At 32.6% G+C, this 23,975-nt stretch carries 20 protein-coding genes; 12 read left to right on the top strand and 8 right to left on the bottom strand.

What is annotated here, in order from left to right; all coding sequences use genetic code 11:
* Positions 1 to 110: 110 nt before the first annotated feature.
* Positions 111 to 707, bottom strand: a complete 597-nt coding sequence (locus PYW31_RS02290; RefSeq protein WP_046835848.1) for a YdeI/OmpD-associated family protein — start codon at positions 705 to 707, stop codon at positions 111 to 113.
* Positions 708 to 895: 188 nt separating this feature from the next.
* On the opposite strand from PYW31_RS02290, the gene PYW31_RS02285 reads away from it, so the two are divergent.
* Positions 896 to 2,257, top strand: a complete 1,362-nt coding sequence (locus PYW31_RS02285) for an APC family permease (protein ID WP_046835849.1) — start codon at positions 896 to 898, stop codon at positions 2,255 to 2,257.
* A gap of 244 nt (positions 2,258 to 2,501) precedes the next feature.
* On the opposite strand, the gene PYW31_RS02280 is transcribed toward PYW31_RS02285, so the two are convergent.
* The 4 genes from PYW31_RS02280 to PYW31_RS02265 all read right to left on the bottom strand — a co-directional run bounded on the left by PYW31_RS02280 (position 2,502) and on the right by PYW31_RS02265 (position 6,272).
* Positions 2,502 to 3,674: an MFS transporter gene (locus tag PYW31_RS02280; protein ID WP_046835850.1), complete on the bottom strand. Its 1,173-nt coding sequence runs from the start codon at positions 3,672 to 3,674 to the stop codon at positions 2,502 to 2,504.
* Positions 3,675 to 3,907: 233 nt separating this feature from the next.
* Positions 3,908 to 4,684, bottom strand: a complete 777-nt coding sequence (locus tag PYW31_RS02275) for an ABC transporter permease (RefSeq protein WP_046835851.1) — start codon at positions 4,682 to 4,684, stop codon at positions 3,908 to 3,910.
* Positions 4,681 to 5,331, bottom strand: a complete 651-nt coding sequence (locus PYW31_RS02270) for an ABC transporter ATP-binding protein (RefSeq protein WP_046835852.1) — start codon at positions 5,329 to 5,331, stop codon at positions 4,681 to 4,683. The genes PYW31_RS02275 and PYW31_RS02270 overlap by 4 nt, the downstream gene beginning before the upstream one ends.
* Positions 5,332 to 5,492: 161 nt before the next feature.
* A complete protein-coding gene (locus tag PYW31_RS02265) occupies positions 5,493 to 6,272 on the bottom strand; it encodes a CPBP family intramembrane glutamic endopeptidase (RefSeq protein WP_046835853.1) in 780 nt (259 codons plus the stop codon).
* 191 nt (positions 6,273 to 6,463) lie between these two features.
* Between PYW31_RS02265 and PYW31_RS02260 the strand changes: the two genes are divergently transcribed.
* Positions 6,464 to 8,050 carry an FMN-binding glutamate synthase family protein gene (locus tag PYW31_RS02260; RefSeq protein ID WP_046835854.1) on the top strand — a complete coding sequence of 529 codons (1,587 nt, stop codon included), beginning with the start codon at positions 6,464 to 6,466 and terminating at the stop codon, positions 8,048 to 8,050.
* Between the two features lie 73 nt (positions 8,051 to 8,123).
* Here PYW31_RS02260 and PYW31_RS02255 read toward each other — a convergent pair whose 3' ends face one another.
* Positions 8,124 to 8,636: a thioredoxin domain-containing protein gene (locus PYW31_RS02255; protein WP_046835855.1), complete on the bottom strand. Its 513-nt coding sequence runs from the start codon at positions 8,634 to 8,636 to the stop codon at positions 8,124 to 8,126.
* Between the two features lie 209 nt (positions 8,637 to 8,845).
* On the opposite strand from PYW31_RS02255, the gene PYW31_RS02250 reads away from it, so the two are divergent.
* The 3 genes from PYW31_RS02250 (at position 8,846) to PYW31_RS02240 (ending at position 12,296) form a co-directional block, all read left to right on the top strand.
* On the top strand, positions 8,846 to 9,922 hold the full coding sequence (locus PYW31_RS02250; protein ID WP_046835856.1) for a M42 family metallopeptidase: 1,077 nt from the start codon (positions 8,846 to 8,848) through the stop codon (positions 9,920 to 9,922).
* Between the two features lie 363 nt (positions 9,923 to 10,285).
* On the top strand, positions 10,286 to 11,803 hold the full coding sequence (locus PYW31_RS02245) for an NAD(P)H-binding protein (RefSeq protein ID WP_063410242.1): 1,518 nt from the start codon (positions 10,286 to 10,288) through the stop codon (positions 11,801 to 11,803).
* Complete coding sequence (locus PYW31_RS02240) at positions 11,790 to 12,296, top strand: TspO/MBR family protein (RefSeq protein WP_046835857.1); 507 nt, start codon at positions 11,790 to 11,792, stop codon at positions 12,294 to 12,296. Before PYW31_RS02245 ends, PYW31_RS02240 begins: the two co-directional genes overlap by 14 nt.
* Before the next feature lie 64 nt (positions 12,297 to 12,360).
* On the opposite strand, the gene PYW31_RS02235 is transcribed toward PYW31_RS02240, so the two are convergent.
* A complete protein-coding gene (locus PYW31_RS02235) occupies positions 12,361 to 12,786 on the bottom strand; it encodes a pyridoxamine 5'-phosphate oxidase family protein (RefSeq protein WP_046835858.1) in 426 nt (141 codons plus the stop codon).
* A gap of 108 nt (positions 12,787 to 12,894) precedes the next feature.
* On the opposite strand from PYW31_RS02235, the gene PYW31_RS02230 reads away from it, so the two are divergent.
* Together PYW31_RS02230 and PYW31_RS02225 are read left to right on the top strand one after the other, a co-directional pair.
* On the top strand, positions 12,895 to 13,263 hold the full coding sequence (locus PYW31_RS02230) for a DUF1722 domain-containing protein (RefSeq protein WP_046835859.1): 369 nt from the start codon (positions 12,895 to 12,897) through the stop codon (positions 13,261 to 13,263).
* A gap of 27 nt (positions 13,264 to 13,290) precedes the next feature.
* Positions 13,291 to 14,667: a cryptochrome/photolyase family protein gene (locus tag PYW31_RS02225; RefSeq protein ID WP_046835860.1), complete on the top strand. Its 1,377-nt coding sequence runs from the start codon at positions 13,291 to 13,293 to the stop codon at positions 14,665 to 14,667.
* A 122-nt stretch (positions 14,668 to 14,789) separates the two neighbouring features.
* On the opposite strand, the gene PYW31_RS02220 is transcribed toward PYW31_RS02225, so the two are convergent.
* A complete protein-coding gene (locus PYW31_RS02220; RefSeq protein WP_046835861.1) occupies positions 14,790 to 15,608 on the bottom strand; it encodes an SDR family oxidoreductase in 819 nt (272 codons plus the stop codon).
* A gap of 238 nt (positions 15,609 to 15,846) precedes the next feature.
* On the opposite strand from PYW31_RS02220, the gene PYW31_RS02215 reads away from it, so the two are divergent.
* The 5 genes from PYW31_RS02215 (at position 15,847) to PYW31_RS02195 (ending at position 23,964) form a co-directional block, all read left to right on the top strand.
* Positions 15,847 to 17,388 carry an AbgT family transporter gene (locus tag PYW31_RS02215; RefSeq protein ID WP_046835862.1) on the top strand — a complete coding sequence of 514 codons (1,542 nt, stop codon included), beginning with the start codon at positions 15,847 to 15,849 and terminating at the stop codon, positions 17,386 to 17,388.
* Between the two features lie 254 nt (positions 17,389 to 17,642).
* Positions 17,643 to 19,169: an exopolyphosphatase gene (gene ppx / locus PYW31_RS02210; protein WP_046835863.1), complete on the top strand. Its 1,527-nt coding sequence runs from the start codon at positions 17,643 to 17,645 to the stop codon at positions 19,167 to 19,169.
* 66 nt (positions 19,170 to 19,235) lie between these two features.
* Positions 19,236 to 21,395 carry an RNA degradosome polyphosphate kinase gene (locus tag PYW31_RS02205; RefSeq protein ID WP_046835864.1) on the top strand — a complete coding sequence of 720 codons (2,160 nt, stop codon included), beginning with the start codon at positions 19,236 to 19,238 and terminating at the stop codon, positions 21,393 to 21,395.
* Positions 21,396 to 21,564: 169 nt separating this feature from the next.
* A complete protein-coding gene (locus PYW31_RS02200) occupies positions 21,565 to 22,866 on the top strand; it encodes a D-serine ammonia-lyase (RefSeq protein WP_046835865.1) in 1,302 nt (433 codons plus the stop codon).
* A gap of 282 nt (positions 22,867 to 23,148) precedes the next feature.
* Complete coding sequence (locus PYW31_RS02195) at positions 23,149 to 23,964, top strand: ATP phosphoribosyltransferase regulatory subunit (RefSeq protein WP_046835866.1); 816 nt, start codon at positions 23,149 to 23,151, stop codon at positions 23,962 to 23,964.
* Positions 23,965 to 23,975: the final 11 nt, after the last annotated feature.

Raw genomic sequence — 23,975 nt, 5'->3', positions numbered from 1 at the left:
TCACCTAAAAATTTATTTATTCGAGCAAACTATATATGATATAGTACCACGTTGCAACTTATCTTTTTTACCACTCGTCTATACACATTGTATTAACAAGTGTTTAACGTTTATTTATCCTTCAAGCCTTTTCCATCTAAAATATGTGTTACATACTTTTCTACGCGTTGTTCTCGTGTTGTCGATCTTTTAGCCTGTCCAATATAAAACATGTATTGCCGTTGTCTTCCTGGAGTTAACTGATTAAATGCTTCTTTCAGTTCAGGCATAGTTTCGAGTTTCGCTTGCAACTCATCTGGCATAGCATAATCTTCGGTTTGCTTCATAGGTACTTGTTTTCCAGATTGTTCTATACGTATGGCTTCGTCTAGATACCACTTAATTTCATCTTTACGTCGCTCTATTTCTTCTAAATTTTTAAATCTCAACTGTCTAGCAGCTTGTACATTTTTGGTTTGTTGAATCAATGATTCATAAGGATCATCCATAATTGCCCCTTTTTCAAATAATAAAGCACAATAATGTTTAAAATCTTGGACAATTACAACATTTTTATTTTCAAAAGTATAGCATGGATGCATCCACTTATAATCTTCGATTAATTCTGTTTTCTGAATGATTGTTCTGAGTGTTTTGAACTCCTCTTGCCATTGATTTAACCGCTCTATAAAAGCATCTACCTTTACATGGTGTTGTTGATTAGCCATTAGATATCCCACCTTTTCATTTTATTTATATTTACCCTCATTTTACTATGATTCTCTTTTATTTATCTATGTATATGAGGTAAATCCAAAATAAACAAAGTATTCCGATTGACTTACTATGAATTAATAAAATATTATGCTATGATACTTTTAATTATTTTATTACATACATTTTCAGGGGTGATTGAGTGCAACAAACAACAAATTTAAAAAAAGTATTAGGTTTAACTGATGTTATGGGGATTGCAATCGGACAAATTATAGGGGCAGGGGTCATGTCACTCACTGGCATCGGGATTCAAATGACTGGTAGCGGCATCACACCAGCATTTATTTTATCCTCAATTATAACGTTACTAACAATGTTTCCTATCGCAATTTTAGGTTCAACGTTACCTACAACAGGTGGAATGTATCAATATACAAGTCGTTTATTATCTCCAAAAATCGGAATATTTTGGTTGCTCCTTTTCATTTTCATACAAATTACATTATCTCTCTATGCACTTTCATTTGCTCAATACCTTGAAGGTTTGTTCCCTAGTATACCAATTAGAACAGCTGCATTTGTGTTATTGACACTTCTATTTATAGTGAATCTTGTAGGTGTAAAATCAGCCTCTATCGTTGGTAATTTAATGGTTATTACCTTAATCATTGCACTTTCATGCTTCATCATTTTTGGTATGCCTCATGTTAACTTTAATGTATTCACACCGGCTTCAATGTTACCTGACGGTTTCACAGGATTCTTTACTGCGGTAGGCTTAGTATCTTTTGCTACAGGTGGCGCTCAAGTTGTAGCTGAACTTGGTGGTGAAATGAAAAACCCTAAACGTGATATACCTATTGTTATAATAGTTGCGACGATTTTTGTAGGTTTACTGTACGCATTTATTGCGTCAATAGCTGTCGGCGTACTACCTATACCGGAAGTCTCTGGGAGACCATTAACAAGTGTTGCCAAAGAAGTATTACCTACACCCATTTTTATTTTCTTTATGGTAGGTGGTGCAATGTTTGCATTGGCAACCACGTTAAACTCTACATTTACATGGGTAACCAAAAGTTTACTTATAGCCATACAGGATGGTTACTTACCCAAAGCCTTAGGTAATGTAAATAAACGCTTTGGAACACCTCATTGGTTATTATTCATCTTTTATATTATAGGCGCTTTACCTATTATTTTCGGCATGTCTTTAAACGTCGTTGCTCAACTCGGTACAGGCATATCACTTATAGTCTTTGCATTTCCAGCGATTGCTGTCACACAATTGCCTAAAAAATATCCTAAAGCATATCAGCAATCTCCATTTAACATACCGTATCCTATATTATTAATCATTGCTGTTATAGCAGTTATTGTATTAATATATCAATCCTATTTGCTCATTTCTGATTTGAAATTAATCTATATTATTGGAACTGTCACCTATATTGCACTTTCAGCATTGATCGCGCACTTTTCTAATCGTAAACTTAATTTAAAAATTAATTCAATAACTTTTAATACAGCTAAACAATCTAAAGAAACAATTAAATCTTGATTCATTATCTGCTATATACTGATTAAAAAATTAAAATAGCAAAGTGCATTAAAAAAACTTTGAAATTATAATGAAATTAGCCAAATTAAGAATTTAATAAAAAAACAAACCAAACTCTACTTTTAGCGCTTGGTTTGTTTTTGCTCTGGCATAAAAGTTTAACTTTGTTTTAAATTAAACGGGCATATCAGTTGTTTGGTATTTTTAGAAACCTTCCAAATGTTCAACTTTTGTCTATACTCTTTTATGCATGATTATATTTTGAAATATTTTTCAAACTCAATACTAAGATAAGAGCCACAATAGCAATTGCAGCAGAGAAATAAGTAGTCGCAAGTACGTTGAGGTTCGACACGACTAATCCTCCAACTATACCGCCAATACCTATACCGGCATTAAGACTGGACATATTCCAGCTCATTACTTGGCTTGTATCACCTTCGACATGTTCGATCATACCACTTTGGATAGCTGGATTAGTACTCCATTGCATAATGTTCCACATAAATATCACCAATAATAGTAAACCTGTTCCTGGCAAGAATATATTCAATATCAATAGCATGATAATAAAAATGGTTGTGGCAATCGTTAACCAACGTTTACTTGTTAATTTATCTGATAAGAAACCACCCATAGAAGTCCCTATTACACCTGCGATACCATTAATGAGTAACGCTATTGATACAAATGATAAATCATGACCTCCAGATAATATTAACGGATTAATATAAATAAATGTTACTGAATTAGCTACAAGTAATAAGAATGTGATACCTAGGAATTTCACAATTTCTGTAGGTCGTAAAATTTTAGATTTTGTACTTGAGTTTTCTCTATTATTACTCGTTTCAGTAGTCTCTTGAAACATTGGTTTAGGCACATATATAAACATTAACACGCCTACAATAAGACTGACAGCAACAATAAATAAAAAGGTATAACGCCATCCTACAAGATCGCCAATAATTGTCCCAATCGGCACACCAAATACATTGGCACCACTAAAACCAGAATAAACGATACCTATCATTTTCCCACGATGTTGAGGCGCAGTTAACAATGCTGTTAAAGCAAGAATTTTTACAACGATTAAAGCTGCCGCTGCAGATGATAATATACGGCCCAACACTAAAATTGTAAAATTCGGCGCTATTGCGATAATTACGTTGCCTACAATAAAAATCGCAAGCGCCGATAATAAAACAGGTCTTGGTGAAAAACGATTTGTCAGTTTAACTAATATAGGACCAGCAATTGCAAAAGTGATGGCATATAATGTCACCAACTGACCCACTATAGCTTCAGATACATGAAGATCATTACTCATTAAATTCATAATACCGGCTACCATCATTTCTACCATACCCACGATAAATATACTTAAAATAAAGGTTATGATACGCATAGCTGACATACTATACACTCCTTTCTCGAGTTATTTTTAAAATTTTTCATAACTCTTATATTATAAACCATACGTCAACACATTGACGCTTTATCCTTATATAAGATTAATAATTTAATTACCTTTTATTGAGAAAAATATGAACTATATAACTTAAAATATCTTGCACATAGAAACCCCCTTTAATACGACTATATTAAAGAGGGATAAATATGATTTATAACAATATCCAGATTTAATTTTCATAACTTTTTTTCTTTCAATAACTCTCGCCCTATAAGTTGATGACGTTCATTGAAAAATTGTTTATAACTTAAATAAGTTGCAATAAGCGCTGACATAATCGTCGCTGTGGTATGAATAAATACAACCATTAATTGAAATTTAACTGCATCTAATGGCGCAACGCCCCCAATGATTAAACCTGTCATCATTCCTGGTATAGATACAATGCCATAAGTCTTTACTGAGTCAATAGTTGGTACAATTGCAGTCTTTACACTATCACGAATCGTTGCTTTAGAAGAAATTTTGGGGTTTGCTCCTAATGCCAACTTCGCCTCAATCTGACTCATTTCTTTTACAAATTCTCTATCTAAATTCTGATATGCCAAATTGATTGCAATCATCCCATTACTCCCCAACATTCCAGATACAGGTATTAGTTCATTAGGTTTAAATTGAATTGCTCCAGTTAATATAACACCTGTTAAAGGCAATGCCACACCAATAAAAATCGCAATGAATGATATCCAGAAAACATGATGCATTACAGGTGATGCCCTACCTATCGTATTCCAAGAAGCATTTATAATGATGACTAGCACAAATAAGAGTAAGATCCATTTTTGATTCACATTAAAAATAAAATGCAATAAGTATCCCAAAATCACAAGCTGTACAACAGCACGTATCGTGGCAATAAGTAAGTCTTTAATAATATGTAATTTCTCTTTATACGATACAATAATTGGAAAGAGCAACAATAATCCTGTAAGTGCTAACGCGGTTGTACTCATCGTAAATGCTCCTCCTTCTCAATTTTGCCATCAACGAGTCGAATACGCTTTTTAAAATGTCTCATACTTTGATTATTACTATGTGTAATCCACAAAACAGAAATGCCTTCTTCAGCTAATTTAAATATAATTCTTTCAATATTTTCGCTATTTTCAGTATCTAAAGCACTTGTTGCTTCGTCTAACAACAGCATTTTAGGTGTATACATCAATTGTCTAGCGATTGTAATACGTTGACGTTCTCCACCAGATAATCGCTCTACTCGAGTATTAAAATGATAATGTCCTAATCCTACTGCTTTCAATAATGATTTGGCTTTTTTTCGATCAAATTTATCACCCCTCGCAATAGATGGAAATGCTAAATTTTCACCTATGGTTCTATCAAATAAATCACTTTCTTGTAGTAAATAACTGATATCCATGCGTAATCTTTCCGGGTTAATTTGATTGTATGCTTTGCCGTTTAAATATAATTCACCTTGCGTAGGGCTAATTAGATTACTAATAAGGCGTAACAAGGTGCTCTTACCACTTCCAGAAGGCCCTATAATAGCAATTGTGTCACCTTTTTCTATCTTTAGGTTAAGATCATTAATAATGACTCGATTATCTACCTTATATGAGATATTTTCTAATTTTAACATCTTATAACCTCCTATCATTGATACGCCATTTAAATGATATCCCAAACAGATAGCGGTATTAATAAAGCATTACTATATATGCTTTATTAACATGACAAATGACTATCATTCTGATTGCTAGGATATATAAGTCTTTATAAACAACGCTCTGCGTTATACTTTTATTTAAAAACGATTGTAGCTATAAATGAAATAAAATTAATTAATGCATGTAGCGAAATAGATACCGCCAAATTCATACCACTCTTAAGATAAACAAAAACAAGACCTGTAGCGATAATGATATATCCACCAATTTCAAATGGAGAAGTTGCTCCCAATACGTGAATGCTTGCAAAGAGAATCACAGAAAGCATTGCTGCCAAACTATATGTAATTTTTTTGCCTAATTCATGAATAATTAAATGTCTAAATAATAATTCCTCAATCATAGGTGTAAGGATTACAATATCTAAAAACACTAACGGTAATAGCCACTTCTCTTTAAACATACCGTTTATTTCTTTTTGATTCTCTGTTACCCCATATTGCAATGCTTTAGGTAAAAAGGTGATTAACCATTCATATATAGGTGATAAAATAATAATGAACATATAGGTCGCTATTATAAGTAATATATATCTAGTTACATTTTTAAACCGCTTTATACCAATATAAGCAATACCCTCTTTATGATGAAAGGCATAAAAACTTAATAAAATAATGATTTCAGCAAGTAATCCACCTAAAATTGTAATCGTATTAGTTGAAATTAAAGCTTCATTTTTCATATTTAAGGTTAACATTATAATATAGAGAAAAAGAAATAACATTGTAGGAATAATAGTATAAGTAATTATATAAATAGGAATTAGCCAAAAATCTTTTTTTACAACTTTATTTTGTCGCCAAATATTCATTTCATCTGTAACATCTCTTTGTTGTTTTAATTGTTCTGTCATGTAAATAAAACACCTTTCTCAATAATATATACAATATATCACGATTTATTCTAAATATGTACATCTCATAAAATGAAAGTTTATATATTTTTATAAAAAATATAATATTAAAAGATATATTTTTTCGTTGATAGAATTGTTGTAATATTTGTTTTTTGTTGTAGTATATACATAAATAGGAGGGGTATGAAATGGCTATATTAACTGTATTGCAATTCATCGTGAACATCACTATTGTTTTATTTTTATTAAGTATGCTCATCATTGGCGTACTATTACTATTTAAAGATAAACGTCAAAAACAACATAGCGTGTTACGAAATTATCCTTTACTTGCGCGTGTACGTTACTTCGTTGAAAAAATAGGCCCAGAACTCCGACAGTATTTATTTTTGGCAGATACTGAAGGTAAGCCCTTTTCACGTAATGACTTTATTAATATTGTGATTGCAGGAAAATACAATACGCGCATGACAAGTTTTGGTACACAACAAAAATACGAAGATGGCTTTTATATTCAAAATACAATGTTTCCACTTCAAACGACTGAATTACACATCGATCAATCACCTATGATTTCAACGTTTGTATACCACATTGATAATGAACGTTTATTGGATCGTGAAGAACATCGTAATAAAACTGAAATAGATCCCTATTATTTATCTGATGAAGATGCCATAATACTCGGTAATGACCTTAAGTATCCTTTCAAATTGAAGCGGTTAGTCGGTCAATCTGGTATGAGCTACGGCGCCTTAGGTAGTCACGCTATTACTGCACTTTCAAAAGGACTGGGACGCGCTGGTACTTGGATGAATACAGGTGAAGGCGGATTGTCAAAATATCACCTTTCAGGGCATGCTGATATCATCTTTCAAATAGGCCCCGGTTACTTTGGAGTAAGAAATAAAGCAGGTGAGTTTGATTTAAAAGCATTTCTACAGCTTGCTAATAATAAAGCAGTAAAAGCATTTGAAATTAAGTTGGCGCAAGGTGCAAAAACGCGTGGTGGACACATGCAAGGCAACAAAGTTACAGAGGAAATAGCAGAAATTAGAAATGTTGAACCTTGGAAAACAATTAATTCTCCTAATCGTTTTGATAATATAGATACACCAGAAGCATTGCTCAATTGGGTAAATAATCTACAATATCATGGTCAAAAACCTGTTGGCTTTAAAATTGTCATCAGCAAAATATCTGAAGTTGAAGCGCTAGTTGATGCTATGATTCAGACTCAACAATATCCAAACTTTATTACTGTTGATGGTGGAGAAGGCGGCACAGGCGCTACCTTCCAGGAATTAGAAGATGGTGTCGGTTTACCATTATTTACTGCTTTACCTATCTTAACAGCAATACTTGAAAAATATGGAATCCGAGATCGTATTAAAATTTTCGCCTCCGGTAAACTCATAACCCCTGATAAAATTGCGATTGCACTAGGCCTTGGTGCTGATGTAATAAATGTAGCTCGTGGGATGATGATTAGTGTTGGATGTATTATGAGCCAACAATGTCATATGAATACTTGTCCTGTTGGAGTGGCAACGACTGATCCTAAGAGAGAAAAAGGTTTGAGTATAGATGAGAAAAAATATCGCGTAACTAATTTTGTTACAAGCTTGCACGAGGGATTATTTAATATAGCAGCTGCAGTGGGCGTAGAATCTCCTACAAAGATATCTAAAGAACATATTATTATTAAAAAGAAAGATGGCGGCATTCAATCCGTCCAAGACTATAAATTAAAATTAATTGAATCTACTAAATAATATAAAAAGCTCTATGATATGCATCAGTACCCAACATACTGTTCGTAGTCATAGAGCTTATTTTTATAAAAAATTATGCTTCATTTATTTGTTGTACTAATTTTGATTCGATGACATTTTGTGTATCTTCTAAGGGATTAAACTCAAACTTTTCACCATTAATAAACACTGTTGGAATTCCGTTGATTCCCCTTTCAAAGGTTTCTGTATGAATTGCCAATGACCGCGCATCTGCCGAATTTCGAGGCGTTAATTTAAATTCTTGCTCCATTTTCCCTTCAATAGCAGCAAAGCTGACTTTCCATTCTCGTTGCGTATCATATAGTTTATGAATGATTTTTAATGTTTCATCTGGTTGGTGATAATCCAAATAAATATTAGCAATTGTACCTTTTAATAAACCTTGCTTTGTTTTATCAAAGTGTTTGATGACGTGTTTCACTTTTCCTTGCTCTATAAGCGGTTGCAGTGTTTTATCTGCAGCTTTAAAATAATTTTTACAATAAGGACATGCAAAGTTTATAAATGATTCTACTGTAATAGCTGCATCGTCCGAACCAAAAGTAAGATGTGTTATTTCTGTCATATAAAAATCCCTCCACTCTTCTTATATTTATATTGAAACATGGCTATTTATTTATTGCACCTTTTTAGTCTTACTTTTTAACTCGGACTTAAACTAAAGTTTGTATTTCTATATCCTAGTATTTATCAACAGCTGTGATATTCAAATTACTATATATTCAATAACTTCATGGTAAAATAAAGTTATCAAATTTTAATGGGAGGAATTATATGAACAAGTCAGTAAAATTATTAAAATCTTTAACAGATGTTGATGGTATTGCCGGACATGAAATGGACGTTAAAGCTCTAATGCATGATTATTTAGAACCAGTGAGCGATGAAATTGTAGAGGACAATTTAGGTGGCATCTTCGGTAAAAAGTCCGCAACTAATGGGACTAAAACTTTAATGGTTGCTGGTCATTTAGATGAAATAGGATTCATTGTTACTAAAATAGATAATGAAGGCTACTTAAAATTCACGCCTATTGGTGGTTGGTGGAATCAAGTCATGTTATCTCAAAAAGTAACTATTACTACTGATGACGGCAGAAAAATAAGAGGCATTATCGGTTCAAAACCACCTCATGTATTATCTCCTGAAGATCGTAAAAAAAATGTCGATATGAAAGAAATGTTTATTGATATCGGCGTTAAAAGTAAAAAAGAAGCCGAACAATACGGTATTGAGGTCGGTAATATGGTCACGCCTTATAGCGAATTTGAAACTTTAGCAAACCAAAAATATTTAACCGCTAAAGCATTTGATAATCGCTATGGTTGTGCATTAGCTGTAGATGTATTACAAAATCTCAAAAATGAAGCAATTGATGTGAACCTTGTCTCTGGAGCGAATGTACAAGAAGAAGTCGGTCTTCGTGGTGCGAAAGTTGCAGCAAATAAAGTTAAACCAGACTTAGCAATCGCAGTTGATGTTGCAGTGGCTTATGACACACCAGGTATGTCTGGTCAAGTAAGTGATACTGCACTTGGTAATGGACCTGTTGTAATTATAATGGATGCGTCAAATATCGGTCATGTTGGGTTTACCAAACATATTAAAGCCGTTGCCCAAAAACATAATATTTCAATTCAATTAGATACAACTGCTGGTGGTGGTACAGATGCGGGAAGTATACATGTAGCCAATGAGGGTACGCCAACTGTATCTATCGGCGTAGCATTACGTTATATGCATTCAAATGTTTCTGTATTACACACAGATGATTATAAAAATTCTGTCGCTTTAGTCACTGAAATTGTTAAGTCATTAAATGATGATGTTATTGATCAAATTATTTGGTAATACTTGGCATTATTCATATATAATATTTCACAGTCTAAATATACGTTTTGTCTATTATATTAGTCATTGCAATAATCTCTTACAATTTTTTGTAAGAGATTATTTTATATGCTTTATCCTCCTATAAATTCATCTCTATCTAACATTTTCTTATAGAATATATTTTAACCCTTTTATTTAAATTTAATGTATTACGTTACATGTTTCCTCCCCCTAATAAAGGGAATATTTTTATAAATAAGTGGATAATTTCAAGAAATTATCCACTTAACTTTTAATCAATTACTTATGATATTTTACTTTTCTTCATTGTTCTGAATAAGGATTGTCTTAATAAAAATATGAGGTAGAGGAGTGTGAAGTATGCCAAAAATCTTATTAACAGGTGCTTCGGGTTATATCGGCGGGCACCTTAAAGAAAACCTCCAAAAAAATCATGAAATAGTTGCTATTTCAAGAAATATAAAAAATAAAAAAAATGAAAAAAATGTGACATGGAAAGCTGCAGATCTATTTGATTTAGATGAAATAAGTGAGGTAATGAAAGATGTTGATATAGCGATTTATTTGGTTCATTCGATGATGCCGTCAGCCAAGCTTACGCAAGCTAATTTTGAAGATATGGATGCTTTACTTGCAGATAATTTTGCTAGAGCTGCACAGAAAAATAGTATTAAACACATTATTTTTTTAAGTGGACTAATTCCAAATACTGACACTTTATCTCCCCATCTGAGAAGTAGATTAGAATGTGAAAAAATACTAGGTTCTTATGGAATACCTGTTAGTACACTAAGAGCTGGTCTAATTATCGGTGCCAAAGGCAGTTCCTATCCCATACTCAAAAAACTCGTTGAGCGATTACCATTACTTGTTTTACCTGCTTGGGCCTATAACATGACATTACCTGTTTCAATTAATGACGTTATCAATGGCCTCACAACTTTAGTTGACAGACAGCCTAAACAAAACGAGTCCATTGATATCGGTGGCCCTGAACATATGACGTATAAATCGTTATTCAGACGCACCTCCCGCGTACTTGAAAAAAATTTACCTATGATTGATATCCCAATCATTCCAATATGGTTAAGTAAATATTGGGTAAAAGTGATTTCTGGAACTTCAAAAGAAATGGTGTATCCTTTAATGGATAGCCTAATTCACGACATGACTAGATCACAAAAACACACCGTAAATGACATTTCAATCGGTAAAATAAATTATGAAGAAAGTGTTGAACGGGCACTAAAAGAAGAAGAAAAACAAAGCTCAAATAAAAGTGCTAATACAAAAAAACAGTTTCAAATCAAAGATGTTAGAGCAATTACACGTATAAAAGTGCCTCACGACTATACAATAAATGATGTAGCAAACGAGTATTCAGATTTTTTAAGACGCTTTACTTTTAACTTTGTTAAAAGCGAAATTAATCATAATTACTTTAAAATAAAAATACCCCTACTGAATAAATTATTATTACTATTAAAAAAAGATCATGAAGCATCTAATACTAATAGAGTCTTATATAGAATTATTGGTGGTGACTTTGCTTATTCAACGAATGGTGGTAAAGCAACGCTGGAATTTCGACGCATCTTAGATAGCGACAAAGCTTTAATTGCGTTGCAAGAATACCAACCTACATTACCATGGTTTGTTTATACTTTAACGCAAGCTAAAATTCACAAAAGCGTAATGAATATTTTCGCACGAAAAATGAATACGCTCTCAAAACCCGACTTTGCTCATACTCATAATATTAAAATTAAAAAAAAATTAATTCAAAACCTTAGTATTTCATTAGGGTTTTTCGCTATTTTAATAACATCCACAAAACTTTTACCAAAGAAAAATATACTATTGAATGTCAAACACTAAGGAGTGTGCCATTTTGTCTATAATTACTAATATATTCAGAATAACTTTACCTCTCATAGGTGGTAAATTCATAGGTGCATATGCAGTAAAAAATGCACGTGCAGATTTAAGAAAAACAAAAAAGCCACCTTTTTCACCACCTGGCTATGTATTTCCTATAGTTTGGTCTATATTATATACATGCATGGGTATTGCATATACTTTAGCAAAAAATACTCAAAATAATTCATCACACATTACAAGCGTACATTATACACAATTAGGATTGAATTATTTATGGTCCTTGTTATATTTTAAATTTAAATTACGTGGCTTGGCTTTAATAGAAAGTTATATTCTATTATTATCAGTTATTGTTATGTGTATGAAGTTTTTTAAAGCACATAAACTTAGTGGCTTAATTATGATTCCTTATGTATTATGGTCTACATTTGCGAGTTATCTGACTACTGGTAATTGGTTTTTAAATAAAGATAATCCTGATTATCACTAATTAGTCAAAATATGTAAAAACGTTCAATCTCACCGTTTCCTAAGTGAAATTGAACGTCTTTAAATTACTCAAATGTAATTGTTTGTGGTGTATCTATATTATCATCATTCATAACTTTTATTGATTTTGGCGTTATTTTTAGTACGCATAAGTCAGTATCTTCCTTAGAATCGAAAAATGTTTTATCTTGCTGTTCCCATAACCAATCAATCGTTGCTTGATCTTTAGTAATTTCCACAAGCCCATCTATTTCAAGAAAACTACGATTGTTCATTTCATCATATCCAAGTAAAACGTGAGTTCTAGGATTATCCTTAAATGCTTTAACTTTAATAGAATCTATACTCGTCTTAGTAAAGAGTGTCAATCCGTCATTGTAGAACACCATATACCTGCTACGAGGTACATTATGATGTGCAGTTGATAAGACGCCAATTTTTGATTGGCTTAATATATTATTTATGGTTGAAAGTATTTTATCATTGTTCATTTTTTAATTCACCTCTATTTAATCATTACCCTAAAAATGAATTGTAAACACCCTATTTAGGATTACCAAGACACACTAAATTGTTTATTAGGAGATAAGGAGTTATTTATGAAAGAAAAACAAAAAACCGAACGTTTATGGCGTACAGAAAAATATAATGTTCTATGGCACAATCATAAAAGTTATTTATACATACGTGAATTATTAAAAGATGACGCCTCCTATCCAGTAGTTGAGAATGAAATTAAAATAGCTTTAAAAACACCTATTACAAAATCCAATGTTATTAACGCCGCTGATCATATGTGGGGATATTTTAAAAAACGAGCATCATTTGAAGAAAAAACGCATTATTTAGAACTTAAATCTGCTTTTAAAAATGATGAAAAAGGCGAAGAAGTACTGAGACTATTTTTAAAGAAGTTAGCGCATCAATATCAAATCCAATATTTAATTGAAAGTACAATACTAAAATAGTTTAAAAGGCAAGGAGGCATTATTATTATGTATTTAGGGGTCTTACTTAATCGTGTTTTTAGAATTAACAACAATCCATTATTTGATTATGTAATACATAATCAAGATAAAATCAAAAAACTATATCTTATTATACCTTTAGAAGACCTTTCAGATGCAGGAAAAGCAAAGCAAGATTATTATGAAAGTGTAGCAAGCGGTTTTATTAACTCCTTACAGCAACATAATATTCACCCTTACATTGTCCCGTATAAAACTTTACCGACATTAGCTAATCAACTAGAGTTAAGTCATATATTAATAGGAAAAGATATAATGAGTTATCACCATGATGAATATGATTTCCCACACCTTAAATCACGTTTCAATAACTTTAATATAAAGGTGATTGGCAAACGCGTGAACCATTATTTTAAACCTTCAAGTACTTTGAATAAGCAATTACATCCTTACAAAATTTTCACAAGTTTTTACAAAACCAATAGAAAATATATTGCGAATCGTTCAAATAAAAATTATGATTTAAAGCAATTAAGTCAAATCGCAGAAAAAGGTTCGAATCAAAGTAAACTATCATTACGTTATACACAAGACTTAGAGGAAATGGCACTAAAAGATTGGCAAAATTTTTTGGATTTTGATATTTCTTCTTACAAAGATTTAACCAATGATATTTCAAACGATTATGTGAGCGGATTAAGTATTTATTTAGCTTTTGGATTAGTTGATATTCAGGAAATCATTAATGATTTGTTAAATGGTTATGATAGTGATGAAGTTAATTATGAAGCATATATAAGAGAATTAATGTTTCGCGAATTTTATTATATTTTGATGACTTACTATCCAGCAACTGCCACTCAATCGTTTAATAAAAAATACCGTACTATACAATGGTCAAATCATACTCAAAATTTTGAAGCTTGGAAAAATGGTGAAACTGGATTTCCAATTGTTGATGCTGCAATGCAAAAATTAAAGCAAACTGGTTTTATGCATAATCGTCTAAGAATGATTGTATCTCAATTTTTAACAAAAGATTTATTTATTGATTGGACCCTCGGTGAATGTTATTTCAGAAAATATTTAATTGATTATGATAATGCGTCTAATGTTCATGGGTGGCAATGGTCAGCGTCAACAGGAACAGACGCAGCACCCTATTTCAGAATGTTTAATCCTGTTCGACAAAGTGAGCGTTTCGATTTACAAGGAGATTTTATTAAGTCACGATTATCCATTTTTAAAAACATACCTAGTAAGTTCATCCATGATCCTACAAGTAATAAAGATATACTAAAAAGTGAGTATAATATAACAGTAGGCACAGATTATCCAAAAGCATTGATAGATCATAAATTGAGTAGAGATTTAGTTATCGAAACCTTTAAAAGTCTCAAATAAAATAATTATAAACAAAGGTTATCTCGTATTTTAAACGAGATAACCTTTGTTGTGTTCAAAACCCAAATATTATTTTTTTAAGTAAACATAATGTTTAAACTCTAAAAACAATAACTCTTTCACTATTTAATGTTTTGTTGCCAACTTTTATCACTTAACATCTCTCCCGGCCATGTATATGCCATCACACCGCCATCTATTGTAATTGACTCACCTGTGATAAATGAGCTGTCATCTGAAGCTAAAAATGCTACGAGTTTCCCCACTTCCTCTGGTGTACCTAATCTACCAAGTGGTGTTACCCATTTTTGATTTTCTCTGAAAACTTTTCCAGCTTCATCTTCAGCCGTCCCCGTAAGTTTATCTACAAGTGGTGTTTCAATTGTTCCCGGTGCAATTGCATTTGCTCTAATATTTTCTCGACCGTATTCAATCGCTGTTGAACGTGTAAAGTTCACAACACCACCTTTAGCGGCATTATATCCAGAACGATTTAAATCTGCCGCATGGCCTGAGAATGAAGCAGTATTAATTATAGAGCCTCCTTGATCCATCATCATTGGAATAAAGAATTTCGTCATTAGAAATGTACCTCTTAAATCAACACCCATAATTTTATCGAATACTTCAACTGGGTATTCATGTATACGTCCAGCAGCATTGTCTACCCCTGCATTATTAAACAAAATATCTATTTTACCGTAGTCCTCTTTAACTGATTCGGCAAAACGTTCTACAGCATGTTCATCAGAGATATCAACAACATACCCGGAAGCCTTTTGACCCGCTTCATTAATTTTTTTTACGATATCATGTACTTTATCAGAAATATCTGCCGCTAATACATGTGCACCCTCGTTAGCCAAAATTTGGGCTGTTGCTGCGCCAATTCCCGTACTTGTACCAGTGAGTACTGCCACTTTATGATCTAATCTTCCCATTTATAATCACAACTCCTTTATTATTATCACATCATTACCTGTATTTCCTTTCTACAAGTTACTAAAACGTCTCTCATCTATTCTCCTTAATAATCTATAGCGAATCATTTTTAAATCACATCAAATTTACCTTAAAAGCAATAAACAATTATTTTCTAATGAAATTTTTCTGAATATTCTTTCTATTTACATGCATAATTTGATATAATTTCGTTAACTTGTTTGGGAGGTCGGTACAATGGCTAATAACTCGAAAGCAAAGATATCTTTTATAAATAAGTTTTTAAACATTGTTGAAAAAGTAGGAAATCGGTTACCGGATCCCAGCATTTTATTTTTTTTAATGTGTTTGGGTCTCGCTATACTTACATGGCTTGTCTCACTATTTCATATTACTGTTAAACATCCCGGTACTGGTGATACGATCACAATTAAAAGTATTTTAAGTAAAGATGGACTCGCGATGATTCTCAATGATGCCATTAAGAATTTTTCGGAATTTCCAGCACTGGGGTTAGTACTCGCAGTTATGCTTGGTATCGGCGTTGCTGAAAAAACAGGTTATTTTGATAAGCTCATGGTTCAAGTTGTACATAAAACACCTCAAAAAATTATCATACCCGTTATTATAATTATTGGTATTTTGGGAAATGCTGCTGGTGATGCTGCTCCAATTGTATTACCTCCGCTTACAGCAATGGTATTTATTAAGTTAGGCTATCACCCTATCGCAGGACTAGCGATGGCCTATGCCGCTGCTATTGGAGGCTTTTCAGCAAATTTCATGATTGGTATGTCAGATGCTTTGCTCTATTCATTTACGGAGCCTGCAGCAAAAATAGTTTCTGATGATGTACATATCAATGTAGCTATGAATTGGTATTTTATTGCTGCTAGCATCATCGTATTATTACCTGCTGTTTATTGGGTAACCATGCGCTTTGTTATTCCAAGACTCGGCAAATTCGATGCATCTCAGTCTGACATTCAGGTGAATGATGCCAATTCCGGTCTGACACCACAAGAGAATCGAGCGGTATTTTGGGCTAATATTAGCTTTTTTGTAGTTATCGCACTAATCATTATCTGTTCTATACCGCAGAATAGTTTTTTAAGAAATGCAAAAACTGGCAGTTTACTGAATGATGCTCCAATTATAAACGGCGTTGGATTACTCATCTTAATACTATTTTTAGTACCTGGACTAGTTTATGGCGTTATGATGAAAAAATTCAGAAGTACAAAAGACTTAGGTAAGATGCTTGCTGACTCAATGTCTTCTATGGGTTCATTTATCGTTATCGTATTCTTTGCTGCTCAATTGCTCGCTTTTCTACAATGGAGTAATTTAGGTATTATTGTAGCTGTTAAGGGGGCTGCCTTGCTTCAAGATCAAAACGGTGTCGTTCTCATTTTAGGTATCATATTATTAAGTGCTATGATTAATTTACTTATCGGTAGTGCTTCGGCTAAATGGGGCATTTTGGCTCCTATTTTTGTACCAATGTTGATGATTGTAGGATTTCATCCTGCTTTTACGCAAATGCTTTATCGTATAGGGGATTCAATCAGTAACCCAATAACTCCAATGATGCCTTACTTACCATTGTTATTATCTTATGCGCAAAAATATGATAACAATATGAAGTTAGGGTCGTTATTATCTAGTTTAATGCCCTATACCATTATTCTAAGTATTGTTTGGCCATTATTTATGATTATTTGGTATTTATTAGGATGGCCACTTGGTCCAGGGGGGCCATTAATGATTAAACATTAAACACTATACTATATTTTCTTACAAAATAAGCAATCGCGAGGCATGCTATTGCGTAGCATAGAAACACCTTCCTCTCGATTGCTTATCTTACTTTTAAAATTTTATTACATATTAAAACGTAAATTCATTCTAATTTTTATTTAATTACAATTAATATATTTGGTTCAAATTATTTTATTTACTGTAATATTAAGGTAATAAACGGGTAAACATATACATAAAAGTATTTAACCATATATGTATAGGAGGCAACCATGGAACGTATAGGATTAATAGATATTGGTTCAAATACCATTAGACTTGTTATTTTTGAATTTGATACTAAAACAGGATTAAACGAAATATTAAACATAAAAACACCTGCCAGATTAAGTCAATATTTAACTCCGGATTTATCCATGAACGATGAAGGTATTTCGGTATTAACTAAGGCATTATATAGCTTTAAAAAGGTGGCTGAAAAATTCAAAGTTAATGAATTACATCCTGTTGCTACAGCTGCCATCAGACAATCTTCAAACCATGACACTATTCTTACTCATATAAAAAAAGAGCTCGATATTCATATAAAAATAATTCCAGAAAAAGAAGAAGCTTTTTATGGTTTCTATGCAATTACGCATACAACAGATATTAATGATGGTATATCTGTGGATATTGGTGGTGGCTCGACTGAAGTCACTTTATTTAAAGATAAAAAATTAATAGAAGCATACAGTTTTCCATTTGGTGTGGTTACGCTAAAAAGAAAGTTCTTTGAAAACAAAGAACATAATGATAAAGCAGCAATAAAATCTATGGAAAAATTTATTTCAAAACAATTTGATCAACTTGCATGGATTAAAAATCAAAAAGTCAGATTAGTTGGTATCGGAGGATCAGCACGTAACGTAGCACGTATTCATCAATCTGAACATGCCTACCCTATTGGGGGTGTACATAATTATACAATGGTTGAAGATAATATTGAGGAAGTCTATTCAATTATCAAAAAAAGCTCGCGAGATGAATTAAAAGATATCGATGGATTAAGTAGAGACCGCGTGGATATTATTTTACCAGCTGTTGCCGTATTCAAGACTTTATTCAATAAAATGAATGCAACACAGTTTACCTTTTCGCGTAAAGGGTTACGTGAAGGTTATGCTATGAAATTAATTAGTGAACGTCATCCTGAAGAATTTAAAAAAGAAAATATTAGAAAAGATGCTTTATATCATTTAGCTAATGAATACGGCATTGAGGAAGAAAGTGCTGAACAACGTGCTAAATTAGCCTATTCCTTATTAAATCAATTGATTGCTTTAAATCAATTAGAAGTATCTAGAAATGAAGTGAGATTATTTGCCGAAGGTGCATTTCTGTATTACTTAGGTCGCTTTATAGATGCTGATTCAAGTTCACCACATACGTATTATATTATCGCCAATTCAATGATTGATGGCTTCTCTCATGAAGATAGAGTAAAACTCGCACTACTTGCCAGTTTCAAGAATAAATCGCTATTAAAATTCTTTAGTCACGAAACAAAATGGTTACGTGGTAAAGAGCTCGATAATATTCAATATTTAGGTGGCATTATCAAATTCGTGAACGCTTTAAATATTTCGCACACGAATTCAGTTGATCGCATTGAGTTACAACACAATAACGACGGTTATACGCTATATGTTTACTATTCTGGAGAACCTATTGCAGAAGAATATCAGGCACAAAGACAGAAAAAACATATTGAAAAAATATTAAAAACGGAACTGTCTATAATCTTTACAAAATCTTAAAACTCATATGCTATGTTATACGTAGCACAATATGTAATTTAGACTATAAGAGGTGTAAAAAGCGCTATGCAGAGAAATTTGGGAGAAAAAGATTTCAATTTACCACAATATTATAATAATAGAGAATTGAGTTGGTTGGATTTTAATTATCGTGTATTACAAGAAGCCAAAGATAAAAATAATCCTCTCCTCGAACAACTTAACTTCATTTCAATTTTCAGCTCTAACTTAGATGAATTTTTCATGGTTCGTGTAGCTGGCCTACAAGATCAAGTTAAATTGGGATACAACAAACCTGAAAATAAATCGCAGTTAACACCATTACAACAGCTTAAACAAATTAAAATTAAAAATAAGAAAAATGTAGAATTACAATACATGCGTTATAATGAATTAGTAGACGAATTACGTCAGTATCATGTTGAAATTGTTAAACCAGAGGAACTCCCTGAGTCACTTCTACCGCAATTACAATCAGAATTTACAAAGGATATACTACCAACACTTACACCGCTAGGTATTGATGCGTATCATCCTTTCCCCAAATTAAATAATAAAAGTTTAAATATATTTGTTGATATAGATACTGAGGATGCAATTAACTCAGCAATTGTCCAGATTCCATCACTAATACCTCGTTTTTGGTCATTAAATCAAGGTGAAAAACAATATATTATCATGGTCGAAGATATTATTACTTACTTTATTAATGATTTATTTACAGGATATGAAGTATTAAATACTTTTACTTTTAGAATAACAAGGAATGCCGACTTAACTATTCATGAAGATGGTGCTGAAGATTTATTAATCGAAATAGAACGCTTCTTAAAAGAGCGTAAAAGCGGTACAGCTGTACGTTTAGAAGTAGATGGAAGACATGCCACTAATGAAGATATTCTTTGGATTATGAATCAATTAGAAGTCCAGGATGAAGATGTATATTTCTTGAATGGCCCCCTAGATTTAACTATGCTTTTTGACTTAGTAGGTCATTTATCACATAAATTAAATCATTTAACATACAACAAATATGTCCCTCAACTACCTAGAGATTTAGGTAATGAAAATATATTTGATGTTGCGTTAAAACAAGATATTTTCTTCCATCATCCTTATGAGTCATTTGAACCGATTGTTGATTTTATTCGCGAAGCCGCCGATGATCCCAACACAATTGCAATTAAGCAAACCTTATATCGTGTAAGCAAAGATTCTCCCATTATTAATAGTTTGAAAGTAGCCGCTGAAAAAGGAAAGCAAGTCACGGTACTCGTTGAACTTAAAGCACGTTTTGATGAGGAAAACAATGTACATTGGGCAAGAATGTTGGAAGATGCTGGTTGCCATGTGATTTATGGCATGACTCACTTAAAAACACACAGTAAAATTTCACTTGTTGTCAAACGTATTAATAACACACTGACTTCTTTTGTTCATTTAGGTACTGGAAATTACAATGATAAGACTGCGAATATTTATACAGATATGGGTTTAATTACAACTGATAAGGAAATCGCGGAAGATGCAATCAAATTCTTTAATTATTTGAGCGGATACTCAGTCAAACCTATTTATAACAAACTTATCGTAGCCCCCTTTGATATCAGGGATGTCTTTTTAGAACGTATTGAATGTGAAATTAGAGCCCACCGTCAACACGGCAATGGACATATCATCATGAAGATGAATTCTTTAACAGATAAAGATATTATTCTGCAACTATTTAAAGCTTCATGTGCAGGTGTTAAAGTTCAATTAATCATTCGTGGCATTTGTTGCTTAAAACCAGGTGTCCCCGGCATTAGCGAAAATATCGAGGTTGTTAGTATTATCGGTCGCTTCCTAGAACATTCCCGTATTTACTATTTCCATAATAATGGTGATGAAAAAATCTATCTATCTTCTGCTGATGCCATGACACGTAATATGATTAAACGTGTAGAAATTTTGTTTCCTATCGAAAACAAATCTATTGCTAAACGCTTATTAGATTACTTGCAGCTTCAATTATCAGATAATCAAAAAGGACGTTATCAAGATCAATATGGTAATTACCATTATATAAATAATAGCGCCTCACCTTTGAACTCCCAAGCTTACTTGATGAAAGAAGCTACAGAATGCGGATTAGAATTTAAAAATGAAATTACGCAACCTCTAGGATTGCCTGTCAATTCAAAGCATAGTTGGTTTTCTAAAATTCGTAATTCTTTCAAAAAATAAGCGTAATTATTATTATTATTACCTTTAAATCAAGAACTGATAGAACATTTTATAGCTCATCTATCAGTTCTTTTTATCGTTGTTAACCTTTACATACTTTTTTCTGAATTTGCTATAATTTTTATTGTAAACGCATAAAAAATTGATAATAACTTATTGGAGGATTTTCATGACAGATTACGTACAGCTAAAAAAAGATTTCCCTTTAATTAATGACATAGCTAACTATACGCCTATTTTTTGGAAGAATCCTAACTTTAGAGCCCCTGCGCCTTTCCCTTTCTCAATCCATGATATTAAAGATGCTGCTGCTCGTCTTGATCGTTTTAGTAGTTATATTCGTAAGGTTTTTCCAGAAACTGAAACAGACCAAGGCATCATTGAATCACCGCTCAAGCAAATACCAAATATGCACAGCGAAATCGCGCGTACAGAAAAATTGAGAAGCTCTGGTAAAGTGTGGTTAAAGTGTGATAGTCACCTCGCTATATCAGGGTCAATTAAAGCACGTGGTGGCATATATGAAGTACTTAAATTTGCTGAAACAATCGCTATGAAACATGGGAATCTCAAATGGACAGATGATTATGCTAAGTTAGACGAACCCTATTATAAACAATTATTCAGCAAATATAATATCTCAGTTGGTTCTACTGGTAACTTAGGTCTAAGCATCGGAATTATGAGTGCTAAGTTAGGCTTCAGTGTGACTGTACATATGTCTAGCGATGCACGCCAATGGAAAAAAGACTTACTGCACGCTCGAGGGGTTAGCGTTATCGAACATCAATCTGATTATCAGTTCGCTGTAGCAGAAGGTAGAAAAATAGCTAAAGATGATCCAAATTGTCATTTTGTGGATGATGAGGGTTCTGTAGATCTTTTCTTGGGTTATACAGTTGCTGCGCTACGCCTCAAAGCACAATTAGAAGCTCAAAATATTCAAATTGATGCTCAACACCCATTATTTGTTTATTTACCATGTGGTGTCGGTGGAGGTCCTGGTGGCGTCGCATTTGGGTTAAATAAAATATTGGGTACACATGTCTATTGTGTTTTTGTAGAACCAACACATGCACCCTGTATGATGCTTGGTATGATGACACAAAGGCATGATCAAATTTCTGTATCAGATATCGGATTAGATGGTCGCACAGATGCAGACGGGCTTGCAGTGTCTCGCCCTTCTCGTTTAGTTGGACAAATTATGGATACACTATTATATGGTTCGTGTACAGTGGAGGATAATCAAATGTACAAGTACTTATATATGCTACATCAAAAGGAAGATATTTTTATAGAACCCTCCGCCGCTTCAGGTTTTGCTGGTATTTCAAGCACAATCAACCAAGCGTTAATAGATGGTATTCCTATAGAAAATGCTAATCATATTGTTTGGGCAACAGGTGGGCACATGGTTCCTCAAGAAGAAATGCAAAAATATTTAGACTATGGTCATAGCGTTGTTTAAAAATACACCTACTTTTTTAAATACGAAATATTAAATGTCATAATCCGTGGTAAATTACCGCACACAAAGCGCTAGGCCGAACTTATAATTGGCTTAGCTTTTTGTATATATTTGGTGATTCACACACTTAATCAGAGATATAATACATCGCAAATATAAACCATCACTATTATTTTCTGAATATTTATTGAATTTAAAAAATAACTGTGTTAAAGTATTGTTTATCGCAAATACTTTAGTTCGGTAGAGAGACAAAGTAAATAAATAAGAGGTGGTCATACCATGGATACAACAACTTTAATCAAAAATAAAGAATACGAATTAGCCTTTTTAAAACATTTTCAACAAGCTGGATATCATCTTGTAGATTTCAGCTTTATTGAATCCTTGTCATGGCAAACACTTACAACTGATGATTTGCAACAAATGACTGAGCGTAGTTTCTGGCAACATGACCATCACATCTTTGCGCTCCGCAATGATTTTACCGATCAACTATTACGTTATTACAGCAATTACCCGCCGCAATATCAAAGTGTCGCATATACAGGACCTATTGTTCGTGATAATGATGTATATACTCAGCTAGGTATCGAACATTACAATCCAACTATAACCGATATGCAAAATGACTTTACAACATTTTATGATTATATTAAAACAACACTCAATGATGATATAGATTTTGTTATACTCGGTCACTATCAATTAATTGATTTACTCTTGACTCCAAAAGAACAGAGTTCATCAATATTAAAGTTAATACAAGAACGCAATATATCTGAACTGACATCGCAGTTGAGTATCTCACACCCTGTAGTTCAACTATTAACAACAAAAACAACAGAACAATTAGATTTATTAAGCCAACTCTTTCCACACGATCACCGTACGATTCAAGCTTTACGTCGTTGGGAACAATGGTTTAAATCACAAAATATTACCGATATTCACTTAGATATTACGCCTCAACCACCACGTTCATATTACAAAGGTGCATTTATGAGATGTCATCTTAAAAATAATAAAACACAGCAATTAACCGGAGGATTTTACAAAGGTCAACTAGAAGGGTTTGGACTAGGATTTATACTTTAACTCATATTTTA

This window comes from Staphylococcus succinus, assembly GCF_029024945.1.
GTDB lineage: Bacteria > Bacillota > Bacilli > Staphylococcales > Staphylococcaceae > Staphylococcus > Staphylococcus succinus.
The sequence above is the reverse complement of the archived record's forward strand: the minus strand, read 5'-3'. Positions and strand labels throughout refer to the sequence as shown.